Source organism: Commensalibacter nepenthis (assembly GCF_029953305.1).
Lineage (GTDB): Bacteria > Pseudomonadota > Alphaproteobacteria > Acetobacterales > Acetobacteraceae > Commensalibacter > Commensalibacter nepenthis.
The window spans coordinates 1-13,406 of record NZ_JASBAN010000005.1 but is presented as its reverse complement, the minus strand read 5'-3'; the positions used below and the strand labels follow the sequence as shown (position 1 = coordinate 13,406).

Sequence of the window (13,406 nt, the reverse complement as noted above, 5' to 3'; positions counted from 1 at the left end):
CGCCCAGAACGTAAGTTAATCTTGAACGATCCTGCCTTATGATCTGACCTGGTGGGATTGCGTGCCACCCATTCGCCCCCAATATTTCGACCATCTGGCAACCAATTTCTTAAAATTGCCTCTATGTTTTTTAAAGCGAGCGTGCTAACATAGTTAAAATTAATTTGTTTATTTTTCATTTCTTAACGACCTTCTGTTAAAAGTGAAAAAAGCCCGTCTCTAGCGGGCTATTTTTTTGTCTATTGCTCTTGAAAAAAACCACTAGGCAGCCAGTTGTTACGCTCAAAATAAGCCAGTAAATCGGACTTTTTGATAAACTTATCCCGTCCTTTTGTGGTTTTCTTGAGCTTGCTTTTACGAATAAAATCACGCGTTGCTGCATATTGACGGTCAATAATCATGCCAACATCTGCAATCTGTAATTGCTCTGGCGCTTGTTCTAAATGTTTAAAATTAATGAACATATTTATTTCCTTTTGTCTGATTGAATGAGATTTGATTTTAGGAATGATGATTGAATTGATGACGCGTTTCATCGCATCATGAAATGATGGGTAAAATTACATATTTTGAAGAATATTTTTTGAGGTTTTTAAACAAAAAAACTCCTTATGTAACCAATGATAACGAAGTTTTTTATTCTAAAAACGGATCGATATAAGGCACATAAGGAGTTAAATTTTAATTGTTTAATACAAATATCATCTGTATGATGATGAATAGTGAACATATTAAGCCTTTATTTTAAGGTTTGATTGTTATTAGATTTACCTTTGACCTTCTAAAATTTTAGGTAAATCAATGTTTTTATAAAAAGAGCTTGTTTTTGGACTGCAATCCAAAGCAAGTTTTTTTTATAGATTATTAATATAATTTATTTATGATTAAAACAAAAGCCTTAATCATATTAATTTAAGTAAATAACCCCTTTATTTTCCTCATTTTTTATACCTTTAGTATAAAGGTTGATGAGTTTTTCCCAAGAAATAGCCAATCATGTTAAATAATGGTTTTTTTAGTTAAGTTTGTAATTTTTTTAGAGTTGTTTTCATATCATAGGAAAATATACCTCAAAATGGATCATATTTTATCCCTGAGTGTGATTCGTGAATCATCTGGTAGGTTATACCTTGTGACTTTACATCACACTCTACAAGCGTTTAAATCGATTATTACGTTATCTTTTTGGAACGTTTGATACTTAATGGGACTATATGGGACTACTGTGAGAGAATAAAGGATCGAATAGATCGATTTATCCACAAAAAAGAGGGACTACAGGGAGTTAAATTTATCTATTTATATCTAGGGAACTTCAAAAACTCGTCTTATCGTTGGGAAACCGTAAAAAACGGCTTGACGATAGGTCTCATAATGTGAGATTAGTTAGTCTCATAATGTGAGACTAATTAGCATTTTATCAACAAGGCTTTAATCATGTCAGCTAAGATCAAACGATTACAACCAAAAGACAAGCAAGCCCAGCTAGAAATAATACAACAATTACAGTTGTTATTTGAACAAATCCCAGATCTTAACGAAAAGAAAGCCTCTGCTCTTTTATGGGATTTAAAACGTAAAAATAAACTTAACGACCCTAATACATGGACATTTATCATGATAAGCCCTGAACAGAACAGAGCCGTTGTTCAATGGCTAACAACCAATAGTAAACGCCCTTTAAAAGCTCTTGAATTATGGTCTATCTTGTTTGAAAACGTCCACCGTGAAACAAGTCAAATCATGCTTTCACGTCAAGAGTTAGCAAAAGAACTTAATATATTACCCCGCAATGTCAGCACTATCATGTCAGAGCTAGAAAGCATCAAAGCGATCATTAAGCAAAAAGAGGGGCGCGGTGTGACTTACTACATGAATCCTAATGTTGCGACCCATCTCAACCAAGAGGAACGCGACAAGGCAAGACCTACCGCTCCAAAACTATCACTGATTAACGGTAGGAAATAGTAACTAAAATGACTTATGAATGCCCAGAGCTAGACGAAAAAATATTTCAAGAAGCTGCATCTTTGTTACAACGACAGCAATGGTTTTCTGAATATAACGGACCAAAGTTTTACACTAAATCTATTATCAGACAGTTTACAAACCTGATTGTAAGAAAGTTATCAGAAATATCAACAATACCATCGGAGAACCTTCAATACATTGAGGAAAATGTAAATGGAGTTAACGGATGGGCTTTTTATGACGATAGAGAAATAGAATTGATGGATGCAAGAAAGATACTACGAGATGAAACTCGAAGAGGAAATGGATTATAAATTCTGTAAGACTGTAAAAATTAAAAATAGTTTTATTTAGTTAAGGTCTATTATGTCGATTGTATCAATAACCCAAGCATCCAAGTTGACTGGGAAAAGTGTCAGGACAATACAACGTCATTTGTCTAATGGTAAACTATCTTTTGTCATGACTCAAAATGACAACAAAGGTATTGATACATCAGAGCTTATACGAGTATATGGCCACATAATGTCAGGTATTGACATCACATCAATGTCACGCCATGTCATCAACGATAAAACGCCAAATGACGTGACTAACACGCCAAAAGAAAAACCCTTAGAGCATCAAATAGATTTGCTTAAATTAGAGTTGGAAGCTGAAAAGCGATTATCTAACGAACGACTACAAACGATAGACAGCCTTAAAACGGCTTTAAAGCTCCTTGAGCATAGGCAAGAGACAACGCAACCAATCGAACCACCCAAAGAAGATAACATATCAGAGCCTCAAAAAAACGATGGTTCTGTTGATGATACTAGCAACACTGGATTGCTTGGACGCTTTAAGAAGTTATTTCGTTAGTATCCTACGCGCGCGTATTGGCCGAGAAACTCATCATTTACCCAATAAAAAACGCCCCTATTAAGTTTAAATTGCTAGAACCTAGGATTTCCCTTAGATTATGATTGTCTTTTGACTGTATCGTGATCTTGCGCAGGCAGGGTAATTCCTGCCTGTCGCACGCACATATTGTTCGCAAAACGCCATTTGATTTTTTGATTAATTTTGATTTTTAATCAAGTTGTGCCTAATTTCTATATGATTTTCTAAAAAGTAACTTGCTCGTCTTAATAAAACGGCATATTTTCATTATTGTAATAATCTTGAGTTTTAAACGAATAATGAGGTGATGCTATGGGAATGTTTGACGTTGTGGACGATGCAACGAAGGCTCTTCTCACTGGCAAGGGTCTAGGCGTTTCTGGTTCTGGTCATAATCGCTATCACCTCACTATCACAGGCTGTAATGCTAATATCGATGTGCAGGATTTTCACGGGGTTGAGAAGCTTAGTGAGCCTTTTTCGTATCAGATCCGTTTTACCTCTTTTGATCCCAATATCACCCCTCAAGACGTGTTAAACTGTTCTGCCGAGTTCTTTTTTCAATCCCCTTCTGATTTAGAGCCACAACGGCGTGTTTATGGGGTGATTACAGGCTTTGCCAAGATTAGTAGTTCTAAAGATCAAACTTCCTATGGGGTAACGCTAGAACCTCGGTTAGCTTTACTTCGTAAAACCCAATATACTTCCATCTTTCAAAACCAATCCATCCCTCAAATCGTTGAAAAGATCTTACGAACCCGTCATGGCTTTGAAGGTCAAGATTTCCATATGGATTTAAACCATACTTATCCTGCCCATGAGCAGGATATGCAGTATAAAGAGACGGATTATGACTTTATCGCAAGAAAGCTTGCGTGGGATGGGATTTGGTATCGTTTTGACATGGATACACGCCTTGATCTTGATGTAATCGTATTCTCTGACGATCAAAGCAAATATGTCTTTGGCAATAGCCTTCCTATTCGTAATCCTGCGGGTTCTGGCATGAGTGATAATGCTATTCTCTCTGTCTGGGGGATTAAAGTGCATCATAACGTGGTGCAGGCAGGGGCGAAGGTTAAGGATTATAACTATCGCAGCGCTAATGCTACTCAGAACAGCGAGACCGATAGTTGGCAGCCCGATAATACGACTTACGGGGTTCCTTATCATTATGGGGATCGGTATTTAGAACGCGGCACTGACATAGACCCCGAAATTGAAACGGGGTCTTTTCATGCAAGGCTGCATAATGAACGTTATAAGAATGATAAAATCCGTATTTATGGCACGACCAATGATCCATCACTTTATCCTGGGAAGGTTTTAGATATTGAGGGAGGGTCAACAGACCCTGCCTTAAAAGATGGGTTCCTGATCGTCTCTACGACCAGTAAAGGCTCAAGGAATGGCAAATATGAGATGCGCTTTGAAGCCATGCCCTATTCTGATCAGATTGGGTTTAGACCCAAACTGCTTGAACGTCCGCATATTGCAGGCACGATCCCTGCCAGAGTAAGCAGCACAGAGAAATTTGATACCTATAGTCATATCGATGAGATGGGGCGGTATAAGGTTCAATTTGATTTTGATTTAGACACTTGGGACAAAGGCAAAGAAAGCCTGTGGGTGCGTCTGGCTAAGCCTTATAGTGGGGGCACCTATGGGTTTCACTGGCCGCTATTGGACGGGACAGAAGTCGCCATTGCCTTTGAAGATGGAGACCCAGACAGACCTTATATTGCTTATGCCTTGCATGACTCATCGAATGGCGATCATGTTACGATCCAGAACTATAAACGCAATGTTCTAAGAACCCCATCCAATAACAAGTTACGAATGGATGATGAACGGGGTAAGGAACATATCAAGCTCTCCACAGAATATGGGGGCAAGACCCAACTCAATATGGGACATCTTGTCGATAGTTCCAGACAACAACGCGGGGAAGGCTTTGAACTGCGAACCGACAAATGGGGCGCTATTAGAGCGAATAATGGGATCTTTATCAGTGCGGATGGCAGGCAAAAGGCAAGCTCAACCTCACTGGATATGATTGAGGCCACAGGACAGCTTAGTGCAGCGTTAAACCAAGCTAAGCAACTCAGAGAAGCAGCAGATGCGTCAAAGGCAACTGGGTTGGATACGGCGAACCTTATGGCGTTAATTGAGGGCGCGGTTACAGCATTACAGAAAGCCAGCGTCCTCATCTCAGCCCCCGCAGGCATTGCTCAGACCACGCCATCCTCTATTCAACATAATGCAGGACGCAACGTCATCACCACAGCAGGCAAAGATGTCAGCCTCAACGCCAAAAACAATGTCACAATGGCAGCCAGTCAGGAAATATCCCTCTTTGCCCATAATAAAGACCTTAGAGCGGTTGCTGGGTATGGAAAGGTTGAGTTACAGGCGCAAGATAATCAGATGAATTTAGATGCTAAAATGGATATTACGCTGACCTCACATGATGGCAAGATACAGACCTTCTCGCCTACAGAGATCAATCTTGTTTGTGGAGAGAAGTGTTTTATTAAACTCACACCAGATCAAGTGATTATGAATGCCCCAGATCATATTATCCATAAAACAGCCGTCGTCATTAAACAAAATCCAGGTTCAATGCCGATTGATCCCCCTCCTATGCCTCAGCCTAAGAAAGCAAATGGTTTTAGATTTTCAGCGTAAATTTTATCTTAGAGTTAAATAAATGATTATAAGTCCCCCTTTTTTACCAGATGGTGATGTTACTCAAAGTCAATCGAGTGATGATTTTGTAGATGGATTGATGATGAAAACAGGGGAAGGCAATTTTCCCATTAGTTATTATTTACAATGGCATGGGGGAATACATTTAAAAGCGCCCTCTTCTAAAAGCCTTGTTAGAGCTATTGCGGATGGTAAAGTTTTATATGTTCGCCAGCCAACGGCAAAACCAGAAGACTATCCAACCTTAGAAAAGCATCCTCTTTATAATGATTTAGATGGATGGACAGATAATGGATGTGTGGTTATTCAACATGATACGGAAATTGGAGAAGATTTATCTGTTACGTTTTACTCGATTTATATGCATCTTGGGTCTATTGAAGCAACAGTTAAGCAAGGTGCTGATATTCATCGTAAAGAAAAATTAGGGAAAGCTGGGATCATTTCAGATCAAGAGGATCAAATCCATTTTGAGATTGTTGCAGATGAAGCCAATACTAAAAAATTTATTGGGGATTTAGCCTTTACTGCACCGAACTATCATATAAGCAAAGAAAGTGCAGAGAAAGCATTTCAAGCACAAAATGGCAGGACTGATGCTTGTTTTGGCAGTATGTATTTTTTTGTGCCTCGTGGTGCGTCTATTTGTGAGCATAGCATCATTGAAGAAGACAAGGTGGTTCCTGTTAAGAATAAAAGAACAGGGGTGGTAAGTAATAAAACAATTAAAGTTAAAAAAAATGTTTATCTTCCCAAAAAACAGGATAATGGAACGGATTTTACGATTGGTCAGGATTTATATGTAGAAATGGCATTTGATAAAGGGAAATGCACCTTTACCAGTTATGACATGGATGGGCAGCCTTTGGTGGGTGATCCTGTGGTTACACAAGGGGATAGTTCTTATACGGATGCGGTGCATGAGTATAATCTATACAAGGCTTCTTTAGCACTTTATCCGTCCAAACCCACAGCAGGGTTTGAATTACTTCGTTTTGGTCGTGTGATTGGGGATGAGGATTTTGAAGCCCCTACAACGATTACGCATTTTAGGGAAATTCAGACAGCCAAAGGGAAATATTGGGTTGATTTAAATAAACCCTATATCAAGAAATATAGCGATGCGGATTTACCATATTGGAAAGGCTGGGGTGTTGTCAGTGATGATACGGATGGCGATGGGCGTTGTGATTCAACGATTGTGACCTCTATTCTCGCCAAAAAATGGACGGAATTATCACAAGGCGGAAGTCTCAATCATATTGATTCAAACCAAAGAGCAAAAGACGAGTGGTATGTTTTAACCAATGATGCAACGATTAAGGAAAAACTCAAGAGGATTTTTTACAAGTTTCCGACTGAATGGAGTATGACTGATTTTGACACGCGATATGCTTGGGTTAAACAAGATATTTATGAAAATGCAGAAAAACCGTTTGAAAAGTTCAAAAACTTTGCGCAGGCTTTAGCTTTTTGGGATGAAGCAGGTATTCCCATCGATAAAACCCACTGGCATTTCCCGCCCATCGAGTTCATCAAGCATTTTAGAAAATGCAGTTGGTTGAGTAATAACGAGTTGACACAAATACTTCCAACTAAAATAGATGGGAAAATATATATTGATCAATCAAACATGATAAGAAATGATGTTATTAAAAATAATATAAATAAAGTATTTAGAAAATATTGTGTGACGACACCACTCCGTATTGCTTCTTTTTTAGCTAATGCTTTTGAAGAGTCAGCTTGGGTGACTACGTTTTCAGAGGGTATAATTTATAGATCTCGTCCATGGGAAACAAAATGGTATCCGCCTTGGAATGGCAGAGGGTTCATACAATTAACTCATCCATATAATTATTCTGGTTATTGGGAGTTTCGAGGTCGTAATATCTCTCAAAAATTTAAAGATTTTGTAAAAACATATCAATATATTGAAAAACATTATCATACAAAAGTTGTTGATCCAGACTTTGCTCCACATAAAACGGATAATAGACGTTTTCATAATGCCCCAATTCAAGATGATTATGTAGATGCAACACAGCATATTAATAATGCTGTTGATTTAAAACAATATCAAACATGGAGAGATGATCTTGCACGTCAAGCTCTAAAAGATCCAATTGATTCTGCGGGTTTTTATTGGGTTTTGAATAATATCTCTAAATATGCTGATGAATCTCATTCTTTAACTATAAATAGTGGTACACAAATATATTATACAAGTAAAGCCTGTAAAGATGTAGCATCTGTTGTAAATGCAGGTTCTGTTAGTCAACACCCAGAAAATTCGGTTAATGGTTTTATTAAACGTTGTTATGCGTATGGATATGCCCTTTCTGTTTTAACAGAAAAGAAATTTCCCAATAGTAATGGTATTTTATTGGAAATACCAGAGGGATATAGACAAAGAGGTATTCATGGAGAAAATTTACCTAACTCTACCCCAAAAGCTAAATCACATAAAAAGAAATAATTATGAAAAGATCATTAACTTATTTATTTATAATTTTTTGTATGATTGTTATACATACACAAACAATACAAGCGGAAGAACCAGAATTTACACATGTTATTGATTGGACTAATCTTTCTGGTTACAAAGATAATAATAAAAATTATAAAAGTAATTTATGCGGCAAAATGTTTTTTAAACTTTTAAAAAATATGAGAGTAGAAGAAACATCTATAATATTAAGACCACATCCAACTTTTCAGGATAGTATTAAAGAAATACGCGAAGATTTAAAGGTTGGTGCAAGTTATGGCGATGGAGTAATTGATTCTATGTGCAGAACACAGCGCTTTGATAACCGCATAATTTTTGATAACAAGTTACGTCAATGGAAGCCTATAGATTCAGGTTATAATGTAAATTTATTAGTAGATAATACTAATATTCATGTTTATAATATGTACGTGTTAAAAGGTAGTAACGTATTTGGTTGGCTCATCACAAATATTCTTTCAACAGATGATGATAAAGTCAAAGAAGGACAACCTCCATATTCGAAAATGATTTCTTTTTGCTTGTTTAATAAAGATCAAACGAAACAATTATGTGGAGATGGTAATGTACAATATATTTTAGATAAAAAGCATTTAGGCACTACAGCACATGATTACACTCCGACCTTAATTAAAATCCTCAATACCGCCCAATTCCTTGATGATAAATAGTTATTATAAAAAGCTCATTTAATGGATTTGCTTATTTTTATTTATAAACGTTATTTTACTTTTGTTTCTGGTGATTTTCTGTGGAGGGGCTGTATAGGGTGTTAGAATAATATATTCTGTGAATATACCATAAAAACACAGCTAAGTCAATACTTGTAGCGTTTTCATAAAAAGCAATGTATTACTTATCGTATTACTTATCAACGCAAAAAATGACAATTTTTGATTGAAAATCTTCAAATCATCAAAATAAAGCAATCTTCAACCAGATTAGAGATTTCAAAGCCTCATAAACCCATCGCGATGAAAACCATCGAAATCCCATGTCATACAAAATCACCGCTTTTAATCAAATATTGCATCATCGTTTCAATTTGAACTGTATTACATGATTTTCCTATTGAAAGAGCTTTGCGGTCTAATTCCGTTACAATGAATAACACTATTATGAACTACCTCAATTTTTAAGGAAGTTAAGTTAATGTTCAATCTTCCAGATCAAGGTCTTTTCTCACATCTTCATCACTCAGAACATCTTCTTTACCGTCTTTTATTCGTTGCAACAAATCAGTCAAATCTTTTACCAGATATACATCTTCTCCCCGATCTGTTTTTGCGAAAGTCTCTAATGTTTCATCATTTGGTATTTTATCATTCATGCACAACCAACCTTTTTAAACAGGACTGAGGGTAATTTTAAACCCAAGTGCATTGACAACTTGATTAACTGTATCAAAACGAGGTGAAGCTCCTTTACGCAAAGCCTTATAAAGAGCAGGGCGTTGAATTGTTGTGTTTTTTGAAATTTCAGACATTCCCTCTGATCTTGCAATCACACCTAACGCATGAGCAAGCTCTGATGGGTCGTTTTCTTCGATAACCGCATTTAAATAAATAAGAATATCTTCTTTCGTTTTAAGCTCATCTGCCATATCAAAATTAGGTAACTCTGATAGTTTAACCATGCTATTTATTCCTCTATCGTTTTTGCTAATTGAATAGCCATTCGAATATCTTTTTGTTGCGTTGATTTGTCCCCACCACCTAACATGACAATCACAACATCATTATATTTCATATAATATAATCGCCAACCAGCTCCAAAAAACTCTCTCATTTCCCAAATATCATCCTGCAAATGTTTTACATCACCAAAAATACCCCGTTGCACCTTATCGAGCCTACGAGCTAATCGAATACGAACAGTTCTGTCTTTGATATTTGCAAACCATTTGTCAAACTCTGGTAAGCGTTTAACTTCAACCATAATAATCCTAGATTATACTAACTTAATAAATATTGTAATCGAAAGATGACAATACAACAAGGGTATATTCAAAATCGTCAAACCAACAGAATAGGTAAAAGGGAATTCCCGCTCACATCAAATGACGTAGATAATACCGACACCATCGAAAGAATACCGTCACTACTAATGACACTACTCAAAAGGGGTCTATGCTTTACCGACCCCTTACAATAAATACAAATGCACGGTGAAAATATTCAAAGTGAAGACATAAACCCTAAAAGTGAAGACAAAGTATCCTAAAGTGAAGACAGAGTGAAGACAGCTAAAAATAAATTAAAAACAAAAAAAATCTCTATATCCCTTGTTATTCCTTATATTATTTATTTTTATAAAGTAATATATATATATAAAGGGTATCTGTCTTCACTGTCTTCACTATTTTTGAATATAAGAACTTCACGCGCGCGAGTGATTATAACAATCACGTAATATATATACATTTATATATAATATTCTCTCTCTACTTGCAAAATAGTGAAGACAGTGAAGACAGCATCTATTTTTTGTTGATATACAGCCATTTTTAGAAAAAAAACAATGAAGACAAAAGTGAAGACAGTCAAAACCGTTTTTTCTTTCTTTTATCGCTACACCCTTAGATATATAAGGTTTGTAGCTGTCTTCACTATCAAAGTGAAGACAGAGCATCAATCTGTTGTATTTCCATAAGATAAAATACTTTGTTTGATAGGATAGAACCAAGGTCGCCCACCATTAACGCGGACTTGTCTTTTGAATCTTTTATCTTCAACGTTTAAAAAACCGTTCTTTTTTAAAACTCTAGCTACTGTTTTTTCGTTATACTTGCCAATATCTTCTAATTGATTAGTAAATACAAGATATTCTTTTTCTCTATCTTTCCCGTGTTCTGTATAATATCCGACCTTATTAGTTATTTTGCTTGTAGGGTCGTCTTGTCTATTTTCATCACTTGAACCATGCAAAGAGGCAAAACGACTATCACCGTATTTTTGTATAAAATCCCGAACATTTTCAAGAATGGCTATTTCTTCGGCGTTTTCTGTTTTGTTGCCTCTAAGCTCCGTTGCTCGATCCAAACAATCTTTAGCTGCCTTTGTTGCATCTCCAGCTTCCCAGCCCGTTAATCCTTGTTCTGTAGCTTCTTCACCAGCAATAGCAACTTGTGCAAATGCACTTAAAACACGCTCTCTTTGCTCTCCTATTGCTTGACCATCTTGCCAGATTTCAACCAAATTATTTATTCTTTTAGTTAAATCTTCGAAGTAAGCATCATCTCCATTATTGATTTTCTCTGCAATAAAGCCAATAAATGCTCGTGACGGTGTTCCATAATGATCTTTAACAGCTACATTTAGATGCTTAACAACATCTTTTGCCGTCTTGAACCCGTTGGGAATATAATTTAATGCTTTATATCCTGTATTTGTTTCTACTGGTATATCAATAAAACGGACAAGCTGTCCTGCTTCTGGCTTCATATTATATTCTGCTAATCGTTCTTTTAAAGTACGTTCGCCAGCACTTGTTGTATGTAATAACCAGCTTTTAAATGGTCTTAACTCTATGCTTTGCGTTAATCTATTTTTGCTTGCCCCATTAGGTAAATCATAAGATGCAAAATCTATTGTTTTAATATCTGCTTGATGTATTTCATCCATGTATAAAGATCGATGATTATACAATAAAGCCATTCCCTCAAGACCGCCAGCCGTTCCTTTCCAGCTTCTAATATTATCTTTAGGATTAGTAAAAATACTTGCTGCGGTTCGTAATAATGTCGACTTACCAGAACCAGAGTCACCTACAAAATTAAATACAGCACCTGTGTCAATCTTCAAGGGTTCTAATAAAATACCAGCAAACCCAATCGAACAAGCAAAACAAAAATTATGATTTTTAGCTAAATATTGTCCAATTTCTTTGCGCCAAGAATGAAGAAAACCCTTTTTAATAAATAGGCTTTGATTGTCATATTCTTTAGAAAATATATTAGCATCACCTATAATCTCTTTACTCGGCAATACAAACGCTGTCCGTCCATCTTTGTCTTTATTCCAACCAATCCGATCATTTAACGTGAAACTTGGCATTTTATAATTTTGAAGTTTTAAAAAATTAATTAAAAAATCTACTTTATGAACAATACACCCACGCTCCATCAAAGTTTTTTCTAATTCTTTTTTATCTGCAACCTTGCTTAAAGGTAAGGTAATATCTTTATAGTCGCCATCACTATCCGCAAACCCAATAATCAAACTATAACCGTTTTGATCTATGGTTTTTACACGTCCTTTAATATCAATGGCTGTTGATACGCTTATAATATCAGCTTCACCCCCTTTAAATGGTATAGGATTTTCTGCGTCTTCTAATTCATCCAGCTCTACGCCATTTTTATCTTTCTTTTTTCTACGTGGTTTATAATAAATTAATTCGCCATCGCTTACTTGATAACGTTCGTATTTCTTAAAAACTTCATCACAAGGCTTCAAGATAAGTCGGTTATCTCGCAACCATTCATCATAGAAAGAGTGTTTTTCCTCCTTTGATACATTTAAATGTAAAGGCAAAACATCTGCCAAATCCCATTTGTTAGGAAAGCCTTTTTTATCCCGAACATTCACAATCCTAATTGATTTTACACAGGCATCAAAGAGTAGCTTGATAAGCTCTCTGACATATTTTCTGCCTGCTTCATCATGATCTTGCCAAATAATAACATCACGATTAAAAAGACCTCTCCAGTTGGTATGATGCGCATTACCAGCTCCCATTTGCGAAGTCGTTACAACTAGGTCAGGAAATATTTTAGAAGCTGCATCGGCTGTCTTTTCACCCTCAACAATTAAAACGGTGGCATCTGGTCGCATGGTGATTTGATCGAGATTGTAGGGCGGTCTTAATCCAACAGCTCCTTTAATGTGCCACCCCTCAATCCAGTTGCTATCTTGGTTTTTTCTTAATTTCCCATAGGTATAGGGAGGTGTTATTTTGTGATTTTTCCCTGTTTGCTTGTCCGTCCATTCTTTACGCAATACTGCATTAAATGGTTTTCCGTCTTTTGTTCGGTAAATCCACATCATTGAAGCATTATCAGGCTTTACAGGCTCACAAGGGGCGGGAACGATCGGTTGCCAGTTTGGATCATTAGCCTGTTCTTTTCCTCTTTCAAGATCATTCTGAGTAATCGAAATAACATTATCCAAAGGCTTAAAGGGATCATGAGATTGTTTATTATTCATTAATTGCCTCAATTCCTAACATATCCGCTAATTTTCTTGCAGCCTCTCCCTGTGATAATCCAAACAAATAGGCAGCCAGTGCGATTAAATCGCCCCCACGATCCCCCGTGGCAAAGTCCGACCAT

Annotated in this window: 11 protein-coding genes; 6 read left to right on the top strand and 5 right to left on the bottom strand. The window is 36.4% G+C overall.

Features of this window, described 5'->3' with window-relative positions:
- Window positions 1-239 precede the first annotated feature (239 nt).
- The gene (locus tag QJV33_RS11670) at window positions 240-464 is read right to left on the bottom strand and encodes a hypothetical protein (RefSeq protein ID WP_281463579.1); all 225 of its coding nucleotides are present in this window, start codon (window positions 462-464) and stop codon (window positions 240-242) included.
- 973 nt (window positions 465-1,437) lie between these two features.
- Here QJV33_RS11670 and QJV33_RS11665 point away from each other — a divergent pair.
- From QJV33_RS11665 to QJV33_RS11640, 6 genes are all read left to right on the top strand, one after another.
- Window positions 1,438-1,968: a hypothetical protein gene (locus QJV33_RS11665; RefSeq protein WP_281463578.1), complete on the top strand. Its 531-nt coding sequence runs from the start codon at window positions 1,438-1,440 to the stop codon at window positions 1,966-1,968.
- A gap of 8 nt (window positions 1,969-1,976) precedes the next feature.
- A complete protein-coding gene (locus QJV33_RS11660; RefSeq protein WP_281463577.1) occupies window positions 1,977-2,285 on the top strand; it encodes a hypothetical protein in 309 nt (102 codons plus the stop codon).
- 52 nt (window positions 2,286-2,337) lie between these two features.
- Entirely contained in the window at window positions 2,338-2,832 is a 495-nt protein-coding gene (locus QJV33_RS11655; RefSeq protein WP_281463576.1) for a hypothetical protein, read from the top strand.
- A 339-nt stretch (window positions 2,833-3,171) separates the two neighbouring features.
- On the top strand, window positions 3,172-5,541 hold the full coding sequence (locus QJV33_RS11650) for a type VI secretion system Vgr family protein (RefSeq protein WP_281463575.1): 2,370 nt from the start codon (window positions 3,172-3,174) through the stop codon (window positions 5,539-5,541).
- 22 nt (window positions 5,542-5,563) lie between these two features.
- On the top strand, window positions 5,564-8,041 hold the full coding sequence (locus tag QJV33_RS11645) for a M23 family metallopeptidase (RefSeq protein ID WP_281463574.1): 2,478 nt from the start codon (window positions 5,564-5,566) through the stop codon (window positions 8,039-8,041).
- Between the two features lie 2 nt (window positions 8,042-8,043).
- Window positions 8,044-8,745: a hypothetical protein gene (locus QJV33_RS11640; protein ID WP_281463573.1), complete on the top strand. Its 702-nt coding sequence runs from the start codon at window positions 8,044-8,046 to the stop codon at window positions 8,743-8,745.
- A gap of 485 nt (window positions 8,746-9,230) precedes the next feature.
- Here the strand turns inward: QJV33_RS11640 and QJV33_RS11635 are convergent, their stop codons facing one another.
- From QJV33_RS11635 to QJV33_RS11620, 4 genes are all read right to left on the bottom strand, one after another.
- Window positions 9,231-9,404: a hypothetical protein gene (locus QJV33_RS11635; protein WP_281463572.1), complete on the bottom strand. Its 174-nt coding sequence runs from the start codon at window positions 9,402-9,404 to the stop codon at window positions 9,231-9,233.
- Between the two features lie 15 nt (window positions 9,405-9,419).
- Entirely contained in the window at window positions 9,420-9,710 is a 291-nt protein-coding gene (locus tag QJV33_RS11630; RefSeq protein WP_281463571.1) for an addiction module antidote protein, read from the bottom strand.
- A gap of 5 nt (window positions 9,711-9,715) precedes the next feature.
- Window positions 9,716-10,012 carry a type II toxin-antitoxin system RelE/ParE family toxin gene (locus QJV33_RS11625; RefSeq protein WP_281463570.1) on the bottom strand — a complete coding sequence of 99 codons (297 nt, stop codon included), beginning with the start codon at window positions 10,010-10,012 and terminating at the stop codon, window positions 9,716-9,718.
- A 692-nt stretch (window positions 10,013-10,704) separates the two neighbouring features.
- Entirely contained in the window at window positions 10,705-13,281 is a 2,577-nt protein-coding gene (locus QJV33_RS11620; RefSeq protein WP_281463569.1) for a DUF927 domain-containing protein, read from the bottom strand.
- Window positions 13,282-13,406 lie beyond the last annotated feature (125 nt).

What these genes read in the sequence shown, in the direction of transcription:
- QJV33_RS11670 (WP_281463579.1), bottom strand. Translation starts at nt 464, where the DNA reads ATGTTCATTAATTTTAAACATTTAGAACAAGCGCCAGAGCAATTACAG.
- QJV33_RS11665 (WP_281463578.1), top strand. Translation starts at nt 1,438, where the DNA reads ATGTCAGCTAAGATCAAACGATTACAACCAAAAGACAAGCAAGCCCAG.
- QJV33_RS11660 (WP_281463577.1), top strand. Translation starts at nt 1,977, where the DNA reads ATGACTTATGAATGCCCAGAGCTAGACGAAAAAATATTTCAAGAAGCT.
- QJV33_RS11655 (WP_281463576.1), top strand. Translation starts at nt 2,338, where the DNA reads ATGTCGATTGTATCAATAACCCAAGCATCCAAGTTGACTGGGAAAAGT.
- QJV33_RS11650 (WP_281463575.1), top strand. Translation starts at nt 3,172, where the DNA reads ATGTTTGACGTTGTGGACGATGCAACGAAGGCTCTTCTCACTGGCAAG.
- QJV33_RS11645 (WP_281463574.1), top strand. Translation starts at nt 5,564, where the DNA reads ATGATTATAAGTCCCCCTTTTTTACCAGATGGTGATGTTACTCAAAGT.
- QJV33_RS11640 (WP_281463573.1), top strand. Translation starts at nt 8,044, where the DNA reads ATGAAAAGATCATTAACTTATTTATTTATAATTTTTTGTATGATTGTT.
- QJV33_RS11635 (WP_281463572.1), bottom strand. Translation starts at nt 9,404, where the DNA reads ATGAATGATAAAATACCAAATGATGAAACATTAGAGACTTTCGCAAAA.
- QJV33_RS11630 (WP_281463571.1), bottom strand. Translation starts at nt 9,710, where the DNA reads ATGGTTAAACTATCAGAGTTACCTAATTTTGATATGGCAGATGAGCTT.
- QJV33_RS11625 (WP_281463570.1), bottom strand. Translation starts at nt 10,012, where the DNA reads ATGGTTGAAGTTAAACGCTTACCAGAGTTTGACAAATGGTTTGCAAAT.
- QJV33_RS11620 (WP_281463569.1), bottom strand. Translation starts at nt 13,281, where the DNA reads ATGAATAATAAACAATCTCATGATCCCTTTAAGCCTTTGGATAATGTT.